We start from the raw sequence: 16807 nt of genomic DNA, 5'->3' as shown, positions 1-16807 counted from the left end.
CGGCGGCGCTCACGAGCCGGGGCCTCGCCTCCGCCCGGGAGGCGACCGGTCGGCACCGGGCCCTTCGTTCAGAGCCAGGGGAACTGCTCGGCGGCGTAGCGGTGGGCACGGAAGACGGAGTTCTGGGCTCCGGCCGAGGACTCCAGACCCACGCCCTCGCCGAAGGACCGGAACTGCGGGACCACGAACTCCCAGACCACGTCCCCGCCGGGGGTCACCTCGAAGAGCCGCCCGAAGGAGCCCTCGGCGATGAAGGTGTTCCCGTTGGGAAGCCGCTGGGCGCTGGACATGTAGGGGCTGTAGAAGTTCTGCGGCGGGTTGTCCTCGTACGACCACACCTCCTTGCCCGTGGCCGGGTCGAGCTCCAGCACCCGTGAGTACGGAACGGACGTGGTGTCGCGGTAGGTGCCGTTGTCGAAGACCAGGATGTTCCCGCCCGCCAGCTCGTGCGGATGGTGCTGCTGCGCCAGGACGTCGGGGCCGATGTGCCACAGCACGGACCCGTCGGCACGGTCGATGGCCACCGCGGAGGACGCGCTGCGGAAGCCCACGACGATCGAGCCGTCGGCGCGTTCGTTGACGGTGTTGGCCATGGGCCAGTGCTCACGTGCGAAGTGGGCGTTGAGCGGGAACTCCTCGGGGTCGAGGTGCTCGATCGCGGCCCAGCGCCACACTTCCTCCCCGTCCCAGGTCAGCTCGTACACCACGTCCCCGTAGATCACCCCGCCCGGGGCCTCCGAGCCGGGGATGCCGCCCCGGATGCGGGCCGCGTCGGCCGGATCCAGCGGCTCGACGACGGTGATGATGAGGTTGCCGTTGTGCAGGATCGATGCGTCGTGGTGGTGGAAGGGGTGTCGGACCTCGCGCAGGACCGTGGAGTCCGGGGCCAGTTCCTGGAAGATGCCGCCGTGGTAGACGTCCCAGATGGGGAACAGGGTGGGGCTGCTGGTGTCCTTGGCCGCGTAGAAGAGGTTGCCGCCGGGAAGGAGCTGCGCCTGGCGGCCGGGCGGGTGCGGGGAGTTCCAGGTGTGGACGGGGCGGCCCTCGATGTCGACGAGGTGGATCGAGCCCGCGCTGGTGATCGGCGTGTAGAGGGTGTAGCCGCCGTAACTACGGTCGGGGTCATGGGCGATGAGGCCGACGCCGCGGCGGCGCAGGGTGTTCTGGTCGACGGTCATGAGGATCTCCGTAAGTTGTTAGGCGGCCCGAGAGGGCCGGGTGTGGCTGATGAGGCTCTGCCTTCAGTGGCTTCGAAGGAGTGGCCGCCCGGCTCTCTTGGGCGCCCTGGCTGCTGATTGAGATGTGCGCTTCGGTCGCTGATTACGGAGATGACAGCGGGGTGTCCCTCGGGCCGACGGCAAGCCGTGTGGAACGAGGAGGGGTAGATGAACGAGCGACGAGCCCGGCTCTGGGCCGGCATCGACGCGGGCAAGGGACACCACTGGGCGGCAGTGGTCGACGAATCCGGCACCACCCTGTGGTCGAAGAAGATCGACAACGACGAGGCGGCGATCCTGACCGCACTCGGGGAGATCCTCGACCTGGCCGACGAGGTCCGCTGGGCGGTGGACATCTCCGGAACGTCCTCCGCGCTGCTGCTGGCGTTGCTCGCCGCGCACGGCCAGCAGGCCGTCTACGTGCCCGGACGGACCGTCAACCGCATGTCCGGTGCCTACCGGGGCGAGGCCAAGACCGACGCCCGGGACGCCTACGTCATCGCCGAGACAGCCCGTCAGCGGCGGGACTTCGCCGTGATTGACGTGCCTGCCCAGCTGGCAGCCGACCTCGCACTGCTGACGGCGCATCGCTCGGACCTGGTGGCCGACCGGGTTCGGATGATCAACCGGCTCCGTGACGTGCTGACCGGCATCTTCCCCTCGTTGGAACGTGGTTTCGACTACAGCAACCACAGGGGTGCACTGGTGCTGCTGACCGGCTTCCAGACCCCGGCCGCCCTGCGTCGGCGTGGGCAGACCAGGCTCACGGCATGGCTGGCCAAACGCGGCGTCCGTAACGCCGATACCGTCGCAACCACCGCTCTGGAGGCGGCCGGAGCCCAGTACACAGTGCTGCCCGGCGAGGACGTTGCAGGACAGATCACCGCCGACCTGGCCGGGCAGATCCTGGCGCTGGACGATCGCCTCAAGCGCGTCGACAAGCAGATCCGCGAGACGTTCCGTACCCATCCGCAGGCCGGGATCATCGAGTCGATGCCCGGCATAGGCCCGATACTCGGCGCCGAGCTGGTCGTCGCCGCGGGAGACCTGACCGCCTACGCGGACGCCGGTCACCTCGCGTCGGCGGCCGGGCTGGTACCGGTTCCCCGGGATTCCGGCCGCCGGACGGGCAACTTGCACCGGCCCAAGCGCTACAGCCGCCGTCTGCGACGGGTGTTCTACATGTCCGCGCAGACCAGCATCATCTGCGATGGCCCGAACCGGGACTTCTACCTCAAGAAGCGCGGCGAGGGCTGCAAGCACGTCCAAGCCGTCATCGCCCTGGCCCGCCGCAGAGCGAGCGTGCTGTGGGCGCTGCTGCGTGATGGAAGGGAGTTCACCTCCGCTCCGCCGGTCACGCAGACGGCTTGACTTCGTCATTGAGACTCCTGCGGGGGTGAAGTGGTGGATGCAGTGGGTGGGGGTGAAGCGGGTGGATGCCGTGGGTGCGGTCAGCGGACGGTGACGGCGGCCGGGTCGACGGCCGTCAGGGGCGCCGGGTTCAGATACCGCAGCAGCGCGGCGCGGTCGGCCGGGCCCGGCAGGCTCTGGGCGGCCTTCGCCCAGGCGGCCTCCTGCTCCAACTGGGCCAGCAGTTCGGGCGAGAGGGTCGCGCCGTAGCCGTAGCGGGGCTGGAAGGCGGCCACGTAGTCGGCCTGGAGGGCGCCCTTGGACTGGGCTAGTACGTCTTTGCGCGCGGCGGCCGGGTCGGCGCCGATCTCGCGCTGGGCCTTCAGCAGCGCCCGGAGCACCGCCGTGGTGCTCGCCTCGGTCGCCTTGGGGCCGGCGACGAGCAGGGTCCGCGCGGTGTAGCCGGTGAAGGGGAGCTCGGCGTAACGGTCGCCGAGGGCGGTGCGGGCGGCGCCGTAGAAGCTGGGGAAGGTGACCCCGGCGTCGACGTCCCCTCGGGCCAGCGCCGAAGTGACCTGGTTCGGGGCGAGGTTGACCACGGTCACGTCCGCGGCCGTCAGCTGCGCGGAGGCCAGCATCCGGGACAGTGCGTACTCGACGTTCGTGCCCTGCGGGACACCGACCTTGCGGCCCTTCAGCGCGGCGAAGCCGGTGATCTGCCGGTCGGTCCGGGTCAGCAGGCGCCAATCGTCGAACCGGGACAGGTCGGCGACGATGCGCAGCTCGCGCCCGCCCAGTGCGGCCGTCACCGCGGGCAGGTCGCCCACGACGCCGAGCTGTGCCTGACCGCCGAGCACGGCGTTGAGCGCGTCCCGGCCGGTGGGCTGGGTGGTCACGGTGGCGTCGATGCCCTCGGCGGACCACAGGCCGCGCTCCTGGGCCACGTAGACGGGCGCCCCGCCGAGTTGGTCGCTCGCGGCGAGGGAAACGGCGGGGCGGCCGTCGGCCGCGGCTCCGGAGCCGGAGCCGGAGCCGGCGGTGCAGGCCGAGGTGAGCACGCAGAGCAGGGCTGCCGTCAGCAGGGCGGCCGTCGCACGGGGTCTGAGCATGGGAGGGGGTCCTTCCAGGAATGGAGGTGGGGATGGGGATGAGGAGGGGGATGGGGGTGGAGGCAGGAAGAGGCGCGGGAGCCGCAGGGAGCTTCAGCCGACGCCGAGGTGGCCCGCGATCAGGGAGCGCAGGGCGGGGTCGGGCGGCCCTGCGGGCACGGCGTGGTCGGCCAGTACGCGCCCGGGCGTGCCACCGAGGACGACGACCCGCTCGGCGAGGGCCAGTGCCTCGTCGATGTCGTGCGTGACGAACAGGACGGTGGTGCCGCGGCGTTGCCACAGCTCCCGCAGCAGGGTCTGCATCCGGGTCCGGGTCAGTGCGTCCAGCGCTCCGAACGGCTCGTCCATCAGCAGTACTTCGGGTTCGGCGGCCAGTGCGCGGGCCAGGGCCACGCGTTGCTGCATGCCGCCGGACAGCTGTGCCGGGTACTTCTCGGCGCCGTCCGCCAGCCCCACCTCGGACAGTGCCGCGAGGGCGCGCCTGCGGCGCTCCGGACGGGGCAGGCCGAGCCGCTTGAGGGCGAACTCGACGTTTCCGCGGGCCGTGCGCCACGGGAAGAGCGCGTAGTGCTGGAAGGCCACGCCCCGCTCCGGACCCGGTCCGCGCACGGGTGCGGAACCGGCCGTGACCCGGCCTTCGGTGGGGCCCGCGAATCCGGCCACCAGGTTGAGGATCGTGGACTTGCCGCACCCACTGGGGCCCAGCAGCGCCGTGAACGAGCCCGCCGGGAGCTCCAGATCGGTGCGCTCCAGCACCGGGGCGGCCCCGTAGTGGACCGACAGCCCCTCCAGTCGTACGCCCAGGCTCATGAGGTGCTCCAGTGCACGAACCGGCGGCCGATCGCGGCCAGTACGAGGTCGACGGCCACGCCGAGCAGGCCGAGCACGAGCAGGCCCGCGAACATCCGGTCCACCCGTAGGAACTGGCCGTCCACCTGGAGCCGGTACGCCAACCCGCTGTCGGCGCCGCCGAGTTCGGCCGCCACCAGGGCGAGGAGGGCCACCGAGGCCCCGTACCGCAAGGCCGCGAGCAGCGCGGGCGCGGCGGCGGGGAGCAGCACCTCGGTGAACCGCCGGTGCAGCGGCGCCCCCAGGGCCCGGGCGGCCCGCAGGTGGGACACCGGCACGCGGGAGACACCGTCGTGGACGTACAGCCAGACGGCGAGCAGTACGGCGTACGCGATGAGCAGACGCTTGGCGGTCTCGCCGATGCCGAACCAGGCGGTCGCGAGCGGTACCAGAGCGATGGCGGGGACCGGGCGCAGGAAGGAGACCACCGGGGTGACGGCGGCGGACAGCCCGGGCAGGTAGCCGGTGGCGAAGCCCAGTGCGCTGCCGACGAGGGCGCCCAGGGCGAATCCCTGTCCGGCGCGGACCAGGCTGGCACCGAGATCGGCGGCCAGGATCCCGCTGCGGGCGCTGTCCGCGAGCGCGGCCGCGGTCTGGCCGGGCGTGGGCAGCAGCCCCGGCGCCACCGCACCGGACCGGGCGAGCAGGTACCACAGCGCGAGCACGGCTCCTGCCGCGCCCAGGGCCGGGCCGAGCCGGCCGGGGGCCCGGCCTGGTGGTGAGGGGGTGGCGGGCACGGGGCGGCTCCTCGTTCGGTTCCTCGACGTCTATAAGTGAGGTCAATAATTGACCACGCTTATGACGGGAGTGTTGCCGCAGTACGAAACCTGGCCGGGGCCCCCGGCGTGCGATCGGTGATGAGGTACGTTCACCTGCGTGTCTCGACCCGAACCCACGCCCGAGGCGATCGAGGTCGGACGGGTGATCCGGAGCTGCCGCAAACAGCGCGGCGTCTCCATGGCCGTCCTCGCCGCCCGCTCCGGCCTCTCGCAGCCCTTCCTCAGCCAGCTCGAACGCGGGCTCGCCACCCCGAGCCTCAGCTCGATCTACCGGATCGCGGAAGCGCTGGACGTCACCCCGGGGACCTTCCTGCGGCCACCCGCGCGACCCGGTGCGGTCAGCCATGAGAGCGACCCGCAGGTGATCCGCGTGAACGAGGCCACGGGGCAGACCGCCCGGGTGCTCATTCCCGGCGGGCGCAGCGCGCTGATGGAGGCCTACGAGCACCACTTCGAGCCCGGCCGGGGCGAGCGCGGCTGGTTCGAGCACCCGGGCGAGGACTTCCTCTACGTCCTGGAGGGCGAGATCGTCCTGGAGGTCGAGGGCGAGGAACCGCTGACCCTGCGCGCCGGACAGAGCGCCCACCACCGGGGCGAAGTCCCGCACCGCTGCCGCCTGGCGGGCCCGGACGCCGCGCGCACCCTGCTGGTCATCGCGAGCGCCTGACCCCCCGGGCCGCGCGACCGGACGTACTAGGCCGTCCGGTCGGGTACGTACTTGTAGCCGACGCGGCGCACGGTGGTGATGCGGGACCGGTGGGCGGGGCCGAGCTTACGGCGCAGCCGGGCCACGTGGACATCGACCGTACGGCCGTCGCCGAAGTGCCCGTACCCCCAGATGTCCGAGATGAGGGTGTCGCGCGTGTGCACCGTGTACGGGTGGGCCACGAGGTGGGCCAGGAGGTCGAACTCCAGGTAGGTGAGCTCCAGTTCGCGCCCGTCGACCTCGACCAGCCGCCGTGCGCGGTCGACCCGGATGCCGTCGTCGAACGGAACGGGGCCGGGTTCGGTAGCCGGCTCGGGGGCCGCGAACGCTCCCGGGCCGAGGGGGCGGACCTCCGGGCGCACGCCGTGGGCGTTCATCAGCGCCACCGGGTCGACGTTCGCCGGCAGGAACACGAGGTAGCCGATGCGGCCGCCGCCGGCCCCGTCGACGGGGACACCGGGCGGCTGGTCACCGACCAACTGGAGGCGGAGGGCCGGGGAACGGGGAACTGCGGCGGGTACGGGTACGGGAAGTGCGGTGGTCACGGTGAGCCCCTTCGGCTGCGCGGAATGAGGTACGGATGCCGGGTGTTCGGCCACGACGGGGCATGGGTCTCCGTGACGGATCCGGCCGGGAGGGCCGGCGCGCCGCACGCCGGGCGGCCCCTGCGGACCCGGAGGGCCAGGGGCACGGGGAAGCGTGCACACAGAGGGACACGACAGCCGGAACACCGGCGCGCGTCGGGGAAATGCCCTGGCGGAGAGGCCCTAAACGGGTCGGCAGGCGGCGCTGGCCACGAGACGGAAGTCAACGTGCCTGCGGCGTACGAGCAACGGCTGCGACGGGGACATGGCCACATCCTCAGGTGCGCGGCGAGCACGCGTCAATACTTCCCTACCGATTCCATAGGAAATAGGGAACACGTCTCGGATCGCGAGATGAAGCTGTCCATCATTCGATCACGCCCTTGCCGGAACGGTTACTTCGGGCAAGTATCCCTATCAATCCGATGGGAAAGGTGGGGATTCGGTCACGCGTGGCCGGCCGATGCCACCCAACAACGTTGCGGAGCAGCCGACATGACCACCGCCGTCCCCCACGGCACCACTGTCCACCCATCCCCCGCGCCCCACGGCGGACACCGCATCACCCGGGCCTGCCGGTGACACCCACGGCGCCGCCCACGGCGACGACACCGGGCCCCGCCGACGAGCGGCGCCGCGCGCTCCTGCGTACCGCCCGCGACGTGGCGGACGACCTCGCCGCGGACGCCATCGCCCGCGATCAGGCCGGAAAACCGCCCACCGACGAGACGGCCCGGCTGCGCGAGGCCGGCCTGCCTGCGGCCCTCACCCCGCCCGGGCCCGGCCGCGGGGCGCACTGGCGTACCGGATGCGCCGTCATCCGGGAGATCGCCGCGGCGGACAGTTCCGTCGGCGACCTGCTCGCCCGCCACTACGTGCACACCTGGAGCGGACGCTTCTACGCGAGTCACGAGGCCGCCACCGCCCTCGAGGAGGAGTCGGTGCGCGAGCGGTGGCTGTGGACCGGCGCGGTCCACGCGCCCGCGACCGACGAGGCCGCGGACGGACCGGACCTCACGCTGCGGCCGCGGACCAACGGCTACGTACTGAACGGGCGCCGGTCCGTGGAGACGGCGGTGGCCGCGGCCGACCAGATCGTGGTGGACGCCCTCTGCGCCTCGACCGGCGACGTCCTGGTCGTACGGATTGCGCCGGGCGCGCCGGGCGTGACCGTCGAGCCCGCCCACGACCGCCTCGGGCAGCGCGTGGCCGGCGCGGGCGACATCGTCCTGGACCGGGTCGCCATCACCCCCGGGCAGGTGCTGGGCCGCCGGCCGCACGACGAGGAGTCGGCCACCCCCTTCACCGCGCTCGCCGAACCCGCGCTCAGGCTCGCCCTGTGCCACGTCGGCCTCGGCATCGCCGAGGGCGCCCTGACCGAGGCGCGCGACCTCAGCAGGGGCGGCCGCGCGCACCGGCTGCCCGGCGAGGACCCGGACCTCTTCCTGACGTACGGGGAACTCGCCTCCGCCGCCCAGACGGCCACCGCCGTCGTCGGACGGGCGACGGACGTGATGGGGCAGGCCCTGGACACGGGTGCGCACCTCGACCCGGAGGGAGCCGCGGGCGTCGCCGCCCTGGTCGCGACCGCCGAGACCGTGACGTCGAAGGTCGCCCTGCACATCAGCACCCGGGTGCTGGAACTCGCCGATGCCCCCGGCCTGGACCGGTTCTGGCGCAACGCCCGGGTCCTGACGGCTCACCGCCCGGCCGCGCACCGCCTGCGCTCCATCGGCGAGCACTACCTCAACGGGTCCCACCGCGCCGCGGCGGCGGCCTTCCACTGACGCGGGGTGCCGCTCGGGCCGGTCACGCCTCCGCGGCCCGGTCCCCCGGCTGCCGGGCACGCGGACCTGCCCGGCAGCGGACGGCCACCCGTGACGGACGCCGGCCCGCGCCGTACGGGATAATGTCCGCATGCGGATCTCAGCCAGGGCGGACTACGCGGTACGTGCCGCACTGCAGCTTGCCGCGTCGCAGGACGACGGGCCACTGAAGGCCGAAGCCATCGCCGACGCCCAGGACATCCCGCACAAGTTCCTCGAGGGCATCCTGAACGACATGCGCCGGGGCGGTCTCGTACTCAGCCAGCGCGGCGGCAACGGCGGCTACCGGCTGGCCAGGCCCGCCCGGTCCATCAGCATCGCGGACGTCATCCGCGTCGTGGACGGACCGCTCGTCTCGGTGCGCGGGGTCCGCCCGCCGGACCTGTCCTACACCGGACCCGCCCAGTCGCTGCTGCCCCTGTGGATCGCGCTGCGGGCCAACGTGCGCGAGATCCTCGACGGGGTGTCGCTCGCCGACGTCGCGTCGTCCGAGCTGCCCGCCGCGGTGTCCGCGCTGGCCCACGCTCCCGACGCCTGGACCAATCCCTGACCTCCCGACCCTCCTGACCCTCTCGACCTTCTGGCCTTCTGGCCTTCTGGCCTTCTGGCCTTCCGAACCCCCTCCCCACCTGCGCTTTCTCACATCGCGAGATCTCAGCGTCCACCATGTGGGCAACCTCTTGGGACGGGTGTCCCGGTCTGCCAATATGCCTACCAACCAGGTGGGAAAACTAGGAATTCCGGGAGGTGGCCGTGCGAACACTGCACCGCGCAGGCAGGACGCTGCCTCTGACCTCCCGTCGACACATCGACCTGGTCCGCACCTCCAGCGCCATCTGTCAGCCTGCCTGACAGCATTTGACGAGGCCTGGCCCCACGCTCGGAGCACCACTCGGAGCGCACCCCGGGGCCGCTGCGCCGCCCCGCTCGCCGCAGAACGGCCGGGCCCCGGCCGACCTCACCACCCGCACCTCACCACCTGCCCTACTTCAAGCGACCGCGATCCCGCCGACGACGGCCGGGAGTGGGTGCCATGTGTGCCGATGACTTTGCGTCGCCCGTCCCCGTACTCCCCCGAACCCCATCCCGTGAAAGGACACCCCCGTGTCTGCCGCAAGACCGCTCACCGCCCTGCGCGCCATCGCCGTCACCGCCGCTCTTCCCCTGCTGCTCACCGCCTGCGGCTACGGTTCCGACGCCAAGAAGGACGACGCTCCCGCGAAGGAGAACGTCGCCGCCGACGCCGGCAAGAAGCTGTCCGCCACCGAGGTCCGCATCGGCTACTTCCCGAACCTGACGCACGCCACCGCGCTCGTCGGTCTCCAGGAAGGCCTCATCGCCAAGGAACTCAACGGCACCACGATCAAGCCGCAGTCCTTCAACGCCGGCCCCTCCGAGATCGAAGCCCTCAACGGCGGCTCCCTCGACATCGGCTTCATCGGCCCCTCGCCGTCCATCAACGGCTACGTCAAGTCCAAGGGCTCCAACCTGCGGATCATCTCCGGCTCCGCCTCCGGCGGCGTGAAGCTGGTCGTGAACCCCGACAAGATCAAAACCCTGGACGACCTCAAGGGCAAGAAGATCGCCACCCCCCAGAAGGGGAACACCCAGGACGTCGCGTTCCTCAACTGGATCTCCGAAAAGGGCTGGAACGTCGACCCCGAGTCCGGCAAGGGCGACGTCTCCGTCGTCCGCACCGACAACAAGGTCACCCCCGACGCCTTCAAGCAGGGCTCCATCGACGGCGCCTGGGTCCCCGAACCCACCGCCTCCAAGCTCGTCTCCGACGGCGCCAAGGTCCTCCTCGACGAGACCGACCTGTGGCCCGACAAGAAGTTCGTCATCACGAACATCATCGTGTCGCAGAAGTTCCTCAAGGAACACGCGGACGTCGTCGAAGCCGTCCTGCGCGGCACCGTGAAGACCAACGAGTGGATCAACGCCAACCCCGACAAGGCGAAGGCCTCCGCGAACGCGAAGCTGGCCGCCGAAGGCGGCAAGCCGCTCGACGCCAAGGTCATCGACCCGGCCTGGACCAGCATCCTGGTCACCGACGACCCGCTCGCCGGCACCCTGAAGACCGAATCCGACTGGGCCGTCAAGGCCAAGCTCATCGAGCAGCCCGACCTCACCGGCATCTACGACCTGACGCTCCTGAACAAGGTCCTCAAGGCCGCCGGCAAGCCCGAGGTCTCCGACGCCGGCCTCGGCGTCAAGTGACCCCGTAGCTCGGCAACCACCCAGGAGGGTGCGGACCATGGCGACCACGCCTGGTCCGCACCCTCTTGCGGTGTCCGGGTTCACGCCCCGTCCGGCGGGCTCAGGAACGGTCCGCGGCCAGCAGCCGAAGCGCCTCCAGAGCCACGGCGCTGCCCCTCGCGACCCCGTCCGCGCCCGTCAGGAGGGCCACGCGCGCGTGCAGCTCGGCCTCGGCGGACGGTCTGCCACCGCTCACCGCCGCTCCCCGCTCGTCCACCAGCACCACGTCTTCGCCGGCCAGTTCGCCCTTGTCATGGCCGCTCGCCGTCACGGCCAGCCGGAACGGCTCGCGCGAGAGGAGTAGCGAGAGGTTGCCGGAGGTGCCGCGCATCCAGCCGAAGGAGGCGAAGCGGGCCGCCTCGGCCGCCAGTACCGCCCCCGCCTGCTCCAGGTCGGCCGCCGCCGTCATGTTCCGCTCCCCACCGCGCCGTTGCCCACCGCGCCGCTGCACACCGCACCGTTGCCCACCGGGCCGGCCTCCACCGGGCCGATCCCGACCGCGCCGACCTCCTCGAAGGTCCGGGCCTGCGGGTGGTCCCGCGGGTCCTGCTCGCAGTAGGGCTCCCCCGGCCTGCGTACGCCCACCGCCCGCCAGCCCGCCGCCCGGGCCGCGTCCAGCTCGCCCGGGTGGTCGGAGAGGAACAGCAGCCGCTCCGGGGAGAGCCCGGTGTCCGCGGCGATCGCCTGGAAGGACCCCTCCTCCTGCTTCGGACCCGCGTTCTGCGTGTCGTACCAGCCGGTGACGAGCCCGCGCAGATCGCCCTCGGCGCTGTGCCCGAACCACGCCCGCTGCGCGGCGACCGACCCGGAGGAGTACACGTACAGCCGTACACCCGCCGCGTGCCAGCGTCGTAGCGCGGGCACCACGTCCGCGTAGAAGTGCGAGACGAGCTCACCGCGCGCGAACCCCTCGGCCCACAGCACGCCCTGAAGGGTTTTCAGCGGCGTCACCTTGCGGTCCTCGTCGCTCCAGGCGTTCAGGGCCTGCTCGATCCGCGCCGGACCGGCGTCCGGCTCACCCAGTTCCGCCCGTACCTGCTCGAGGGCGCGGGCCACCTCCGGTTCCCCGGACCGCCCGGCGAGCAGGGCGCCGAACCGTTCGCGCGCGTAGGGACGGAGCACGTCGACGACGAAGCCGGTGACGCTCGTCGTGCCCTCGATGTCCAGCACGACGGCGTCCACCGTACGGCTCATGCCGCGTCCGGTGCCGTGATCGTGTCGAAGTCGGGGAAGCGCCCCGAGACCCCGCTGCCGGTGAACGTGCCGATCCAGCCGTCCTCTTCGTGGAAGAAGCGGATCGCGGTGAAGGCCGGCCGGGTACCCATGTCGAACCAGTGCGTGGTGCCCTTCGGCACGCCGAGGAGGTCGCCGTGCTCGCACAGCACCGCGTGGACCTCACCCGCCACGTGCAGGTAGAAGATGCCGGAACCCGCGACGAAGAAGCGCACCTCGTCGTCGTCATCGTGCGTGTGTTCCTCGAGGAACTTCGCCCGCGCGGCCTTCGCCTTCTCCGCGAAGCCGGGGTCCTCGTCATCTGGGTGCAGGGCGACCACGTCCACGGTGGCGAAACCCTCCTCCGCGGTCAGCCGGTCGATCTCGGCCCGGTAGGCGGTGAGGACGGCATCGCTGCCGGCGTCCGCCGCAACGTCGTCGCGCACCGGCCACTGTTCGTAGCGGACCCCGAGCCGTGCCAGTGCGGCGGCGATCTCGGAGGGCTCGGAAGTACGGCGTACGACGGACTCGGGACCGCTCTCCGGCCAGGTCGTCAGCAGCGTCACGGAATGCTCCAGAGTGAAATGGGCGGGGTGCGGGCGTGCGGGACCTGGCCCCGGGCCGATTCTCGCCTCCCGTTGTTGCCGCAACGTGGCGGCAGCATGGCGGATCCGGCAGGTGACGGCTGCGCTGCGCCCGCCGCGGCGCGGACGTACGCTGATCAGGTCACCGGTAGCGGCGGGCCATGACGTTGGCCGGCGCCGTCCGGAGGCGGCCGGAGTGAGGTGATGCCCGATGCACGCATCCCGGGCGGCCGCGACCCGTTGCGCGGCTGCCGCAACCGTCTGCTTGTGCGTCTTCGCGGGCGCGGGCGCGGGCGTGAGCGCGGGGGCCGCGAGGGCCGACGACAACGGCATCGCCGGCAAGAGCGCCCAGGCCATCGCGGACGCCGCGCGCCAGGCCATGTCCGGGGCCACCTCCATGCGCATGGCGGCCAAGGTGACCGGCGGGTCGGGCACCACGGGCCTGGACCTCCGGTTCGACGAGCGGGGCAATTGCGTCGGCACCGTGGTCCCTCCCGGCGGATCGGGCAAGGCCGAGATCGTCAAACGCGGGAACGACGTGTGGATGAAGTTCGACGACGCCCTCCTGCGGTCCCGGGTGCCCGGCGGCGCGGCCGATGACGCGATCGCGCTCATCAACGGCCGCTTCCTGCACGGCACCACGGGCAGCTTCCTGTTGCGCGACTTCGCCGACTTCTGCGATCTGGACTTCTTCCGGAAGGAGTTCCCCTCGAAGCCGGCGGGCGAACAGGTCACCAAGGGTCCGCGGACCACCGTGGACGGCCGTCCGGCCATCACGGTCACCAGCCGGGGCGACGGCGGGACGGGGACCTACCAGGTCGCCACCGAGGGCAAGCCCTACCTCCTGCGGCTGCAGGGCGACGACACGGCCGGCGAGCGGGTGGAGGCCACCTTCTCCGCCTTCGACGAGCCCGTACCGGCCAAGACCCCGGCGCCCGCCGATTCGGTCGACCTGTCCCAGCTCCAGTAGCGACACGTCAGGACCGGGCGCGCCTCAGGACCGGGCGCGCCTGACGCGGGGCCCGCCTCACGCCGCGTTCTGCGGGGCGGCCAGGCTCCGCCTGACGTACCGGGTGGTCTCGTCGGCGAGGATCTCGGGCAGGCCCTCCTCGATGCCGCGCAGGGCCTGCGCGGCGACATCGGCGGGGTCGGTCTTCTGGTCGGCGGGAACGGCCGCGGCCATGTCGGTGTCCATGTACGCGACGTGCAGCGCGGAGACGGTGATGCCGCGGGGCGCCAGTTCCTCGCGGGCCGCGTCGGTCAGCGCCCAGGCCGCGGCCTTGGCGGCGGCGTAGGATCCGAGGCCGGCCGGGTGCAGCCAGGACAGGACCGACAGGACGTTGAGGACGGCGCCGCCGCCGTTGCCCTCGATGACGGGAGCGAAGGCCCGGGTCACGGCGAGCGGGCCGAAGAAGTTCGTCTCCATCTCCAGGCGGACCCCGTCCAGGCCGCCCGCGATCAGCGGCGTCGCGGTGGAGATGCCCGCGTTGTTCACCAGCAGCGTCGCGTCCGACGCGGTGCGGGCCGCGGCCCGGACCGACTCCTCGTCCGTCACGTCCAGCCGCAGCGGGATGACGCCCGGCAGGTCCACCGACCCGGGGCGGCGGGCGGCGGCGTACACCGTCGCCCCGCGCGCCACGAGCTGGGCGGCCAGATGCCGCCCGAGCCCCCGGTTGGCACCCGTGACCACCGCGACCGCGTCCTTCAGTTCCATGACCACTCCCAGCGCTGCGGGGGCCGGTGAGCGGCTCCCTGAATTAGATGACAGCCATAATCTAAACCAGAGTCTAGAATAGATTGCAACCGACATCCAACCGGGAGGTGGCCCATGGGCCGGGTATCGCAGGCGCAGGCCGAGGAGAACCGCCGACGGGTCGTGGAAACGGCCTCCCGGCTCTTCCGGGAGCAGGGCACCCACGTCAGCGTCGCCGAGCTCATGAAGGCGTCCGGGCTGACCCACGGCGGCTTCTACAAGCAGTTCGCCTCCAAAGAGGCGCTCGTCGACGAAGCCACCGCCCACGCCTTCGGCGAACTCGCCCGGCTCCGCGCAGACGGACTGGAGCAGCAGGCCGGCCGGCGCGACGCCGCCCAGCGGGCACTGATCGACACCTACCTCTCCGTCGAGCACCGCGACAGCCCGGCGCAGGGGTGCCCCGCCGCCGCGCTGGTCACCGACATGGCGCGCGAACCGGGCGACGCGGCGGCCCGCCGCGTCTACACCGAGGGGGTGGGCGAGTTCACCGAGTGGCTCGCCACCGAGGACCAGGACGGCATCGCCCGGCTCTGCACCATGCTCGGCGCACTCGTCCTGGCCCGGGCCACCAAGGGCTCCCCGATCTCCGAGGAGATCCTCACCGCCGCGCACACGGCGCTGACGGCAACCGACTGACCCGGGACCTCGATCGGGCCCGACTTACTCACCGGTAGGCTGTCGGCGCAGCTGATTCACCGCACCGGGACAACCAATACCGCCGCACTGCGTCTTGACCTTCTGGTGGGAGGGCTCCGCTCCGGATCCTCGCCCGCCCGGCCGCCAACCCCCGTCCCGCTGCTGCTCCGTGGCAGCGCGATCAAGGAGCTGCTGATCCCGCACCCGCTTCGAGAGGTTCTCCGTATGCCCCTGGCCGGTTCCGGCTTCAGCGTCCTGTCCGAGGACTTCGCCACCGCCCCCCACCGCCACTTCGCATGGCTGCGGGAACAGTCTCCGGTTCACTACGAGCCGTCGATCGACAGCTACTTCCTCTCCCGCTACGAGGACGTGCAGCGGGTGCTCACCGACCACGAGGCCTTCACCACCGAGACTCTCCAGGTGCGCGCCGAGCCGGTGATGCGCGGGCCGGTCCTCGCCCAGATGACCGGGGCCGAGCACACCGCCAAGCGGAAGATCTTCGTCCGCGGTTTTACGGGGCAGGCCCTGCGGGACCAGACGCGTGCCGTCCACGCCAACGCCGCCGAGCTCATCGCCCCCTTCCTTCCCCGGGGGCGGGTGGACCTGGTCAATGACTTCGGGAAACCGCTCGCCGTGCGCGTGACCCTCGACCTCCTCGGGCTGGACAAGCGGGACTGGCGCCAAGTGGCCGTCTGGCACGGCGGGATCACCGAGTTCATCACGGGCATCGCCCTCACTCCCGAGCGCCGCCGGCACTGCCTGGGCCTCGCCGAGGAGTTGGAGGCCCACCTCGTCCCCGTCATCGAACACCGGCGCCGGCACCCGGGCGAGGACCTGATATCGAAGCTGTGCACCGGCGAGTTCGACGGCGCCGCCATGAGCAACAGCGAAGTCACCGCCCTGGTCATCAACGTTCTCGTCGCCGCGACCGAACCCGCGGACAAGACGCTCGCCCTGCTCTTCAAGCACCTGATCGACCACCCCGGGCAGCTGGCCCGGGTGCGCCGGGACCCGGCCCTGCTCCCCGCCGCGATCGCCGAGACCCTGCGCTACACCCCGCCCGTGCAGCTCATCCCCCGCCAGGCGGAACGGGAAGCCGAGTTCGCCGGCACCTCGGTCCCGGCCGGCGCCACGGTCTTCTGCATGATCGGCCCGGCCAACCGCGACCCCGCCGCCTTCTCCGCCCCGGACACCTTCGACATCCACCGCCCCGACCTGGGCACCGCGCGCTCCTTCACCGCCGCCGCCCAGCACCTCGCCTTCGGTACCGGCCTCCACCAGTGCGTCGGCGCCGCCTTCGCGCGCGCGCAGATCGAGACCGTCGCCGCGCTGCTCCTGCCCCTGCTGGACCAGGTCCGGTTCAGCCCCGGCTTCCGCTACCGGGAGACCGGCCTGTACACCCGCGGCCCCGCCTCCCTGTCCCTGGACTTCACCCCCGTCCGCGAAGGCCGCGGCACCCGCCGCGACTGACGCCCCGCTCCCGCCCCCTCACATGGAGAAGACAGCGATGACGCCGACCGACATCACCCGAGCCATCAACGACCTGCTGTTCACCCCGGACCTCGGCCTCGACGAAGCCCTCGACCGGCACTTCACCCCCGACTACCGCCAGCGCACCGACGGCGTCTGGAGCGACCTCAGCGAATTCACCCAGCACATGAAGCGGCTGCGCTCCCTGATCCGCAGCGGGCACGTCGAGGTCCACGACGAACTCCGCGACGGGTCGCGCTACGCCGATCGCCACACCGTCACCGTCACCCAGCACAACGGCCGTACTTCCCGCACCGAGGTCTACCTCTTCGCCGATCTCGCCCCCGACGGCCGCTTCCAGCGCGTGGAGGAGACCACCCTCCTGGTCACCGGCCACCCCGACGACGAGAACCTGGGACACGTCCGGTGACCCGGAACGGGCCCGTCGGGTCACACGGATCCGGCCGGGCCGA

General features: G+C 71.9%; 18 protein-coding genes and 1 pseudogene. 10 read left to right on the top strand and 9 right to left on the bottom strand.

All coding sequences use genetic code 11. From position 1 onward, the window contains the following. Nucleotides 1–68: 68 nt before the first annotated feature. A complete protein-coding gene (locus OG904_RS31170) occupies nt 69–1178 on the bottom strand; it encodes an aryl-sulfate sulfotransferase (RefSeq protein ID WP_405496710.1) in 1110 nt (369 codons plus the stop codon). 207 nt (nt 1179–1385) lie between these two features. Here OG904_RS31170 and OG904_RS31165 point away from each other — a divergent pair, with 207 nt between their 5' ends. Beyond that, nucleotides 1386–2588 (top strand): IS110 family transposase, encoded by a 1203-nt coding sequence (locus OG904_RS31165; RefSeq protein WP_405496001.1) that lies wholly within the window; start codon nt 1386–1388, stop codon nt 2586–2588. 80 nt (nt 2589–2668) lie between these two features. Here the strand turns inward: OG904_RS31165 and OG904_RS31160 are convergent, their stop codons facing one another. The 3 genes from OG904_RS31160 to OG904_RS31150 all read right to left on the bottom strand — a co-directional run bounded on the left by OG904_RS31160 (nt 2669) and on the right by OG904_RS31150 (nt 5262). Continuing rightward, entirely contained in the window at nt 2669–3676 is a 1008-nt protein-coding gene (locus OG904_RS31160; RefSeq protein ID WP_405496708.1) for an ABC transporter substrate-binding protein, read from the bottom strand. Nucleotides 3677–3769: 93 nt separating this feature from the next. Beyond that, nucleotides 3770–4486, bottom strand: coding sequence for an ABC transporter ATP-binding protein (locus tag OG904_RS31155; protein WP_405496706.1), 717 nt, complete (start codon nt 4484–4486; stop codon nt 3770–3772). After that, the gene (locus tag OG904_RS31150; RefSeq protein WP_405496704.1) at nt 4483–5262 is read right to left on the bottom strand and encodes an ABC transporter permease; all 780 of its coding nucleotides are present in this window, start codon (nt 5260–5262) and stop codon (nt 4483–4485) included. Before OG904_RS31150 ends, OG904_RS31155 begins: the two co-directional genes overlap by 4 nt. Before the next feature lie 139 nt (nt 5263–5401). Between OG904_RS31150 and OG904_RS31145 the strand changes: the two genes are divergently transcribed. Further along, nucleotides 5402–5971 carry a helix-turn-helix domain-containing protein gene (locus OG904_RS31145; protein WP_405496702.1) on the top strand — a complete coding sequence of 190 codons (570 nt, stop codon included), beginning with the start codon at nt 5402–5404 and terminating at the stop codon, nt 5969–5971. 26 nt (nt 5972–5997) lie between these two features. Here the strand turns inward: OG904_RS31145 and OG904_RS31140 are convergent, their stop codons facing one another. Further along, entirely contained in the window at nt 5998–6555 is a 558-nt protein-coding gene (locus tag OG904_RS31140; protein ID WP_405496700.1) for a winged helix-turn-helix domain-containing protein, read from the bottom strand. A 617-nt stretch (nt 6556–7172) separates the two neighbouring features. Here OG904_RS31140 and OG904_RS31135 point away from each other — a divergent pair. From OG904_RS31135 to OG904_RS31120, 4 genes are all read left to right on the top strand, one after another. After that, on the top strand, nt 7173–8381 hold the full coding sequence (locus tag OG904_RS31135; protein ID WP_405496698.1) for an acyl-CoA dehydrogenase: 1209 nt from the start codon (nt 7173–7175) through the stop codon (nt 8379–8381). Between the two features lie 130 nt (nt 8382–8511). Then, nucleotides 8512–8970 carry an RrF2 family transcriptional regulator gene (locus OG904_RS31130; protein WP_405496696.1) on the top strand — a complete coding sequence of 153 codons (459 nt, stop codon included), beginning with the start codon at nt 8512–8514 and terminating at the stop codon, nt 8968–8970. A 197-nt stretch (nt 8971–9167) separates the two neighbouring features. Beyond that, nucleotides 9168–9272, top strand: coding sequence for a putative leader peptide (locus tag OG904_RS31125; protein WP_405496694.1), 105 nt, complete (start codon nt 9168–9170; stop codon nt 9270–9272). Nucleotides 9273–9524: 252 nt separating this feature from the next. Then, entirely contained in the window at nt 9525–10640 is a 1116-nt protein-coding gene (locus OG904_RS31120) for an ABC transporter substrate-binding protein (protein WP_405496692.1), read from the top strand. A 127-nt stretch (nt 10641–10767) separates the two neighbouring features. On the opposite strand, the pseudogene OG904_RS31115 reads toward OG904_RS31120, so the two are convergent. From OG904_RS31115 to OG904_RS31105, 3 genes and pseudogenes are all read right to left on the bottom strand, one after another. Then, nucleotides 10768–11088 (bottom strand): annotated as a pseudogene (locus OG904_RS31115) (class II aldolase/adducin family protein); the annotation flags it as partial. After that, nucleotides 11085–11873 (bottom strand): acireductone synthase, encoded by a 789-nt coding sequence (gene mtnC / locus OG904_RS31110; RefSeq protein WP_405496690.1) that lies wholly within the window; start codon nt 11871–11873, stop codon nt 11085–11087. The pseudogene OG904_RS31115 and the gene mtnC, both read right to left, overlap by 4 nt. Continuing rightward, entirely contained in the window at nt 11870–12457 is a 588-nt protein-coding gene (locus OG904_RS31105; protein ID WP_405496688.1) for a 1,2-dihydroxy-3-keto-5-methylthiopentene dioxygenase, read from the bottom strand. Before OG904_RS31105 ends, mtnC begins: the two co-directional genes overlap by 4 nt. A 229-nt stretch (nt 12458–12686) precedes the next feature. Between OG904_RS31105 and OG904_RS31100 the strand changes: the two genes are divergently transcribed. Further along, on the top strand, nt 12687–13445 hold the full coding sequence (locus OG904_RS31100; protein WP_405496686.1) for a hypothetical protein: 759 nt from the start codon (nt 12687–12689) through the stop codon (nt 13443–13445). Nucleotides 13446–13502: 57 nt separating this feature from the next. On the opposite strand, the gene OG904_RS31095 is transcribed toward OG904_RS31100, so the two are convergent. Further along, nucleotides 13503–14189: an SDR family oxidoreductase gene (locus tag OG904_RS31095; RefSeq protein WP_405496684.1), complete on the bottom strand. Its 687-nt coding sequence runs from the start codon at nt 14187–14189 to the stop codon at nt 13503–13505. Between the two features lie 114 nt (nt 14190–14303). On the opposite strand from OG904_RS31095, the gene OG904_RS31090 reads away from it, so the two are divergent. From OG904_RS31090 to OG904_RS31080, 3 genes are all read left to right on the top strand, one after another. Next, nucleotides 14304–14864: a TetR/AcrR family transcriptional regulator gene (locus OG904_RS31090; protein WP_405496682.1), complete on the top strand. Its 561-nt coding sequence runs from the start codon at nt 14304–14306 to the stop codon at nt 14862–14864. A gap of 225 nt (nt 14865–15089) precedes the next feature. Then, the gene (locus OG904_RS31085) at nt 15090–16334 is read left to right on the top strand and encodes a cytochrome P450, cyclodipeptide synthase-associated (protein WP_405496680.1); all 1245 of its coding nucleotides are present in this window, start codon (nt 15090–15092) and stop codon (nt 16332–16334) included. A 37-nt stretch (nt 16335–16371) separates the two neighbouring features. After that, on the top strand, nt 16372–16764 hold the full coding sequence (locus OG904_RS31080; protein ID WP_405496678.1) for a nuclear transport factor 2 family protein: 393 nt from the start codon (nt 16372–16374) through the stop codon (nt 16762–16764). Nucleotides 16765–16807 lie beyond the last annotated feature (43 nt).

Origin of the sequence: Streptomyces sp. NBC_00096 (assembly GCF_045041305.1) — a bacterium.
GTDB lineage: Bacteria > Actinomycetota > Actinomycetes > Streptomycetales > Streptomycetaceae > Streptomyces.
This window is presented reverse-complemented; position numbering and strand designations above follow the sequence as displayed.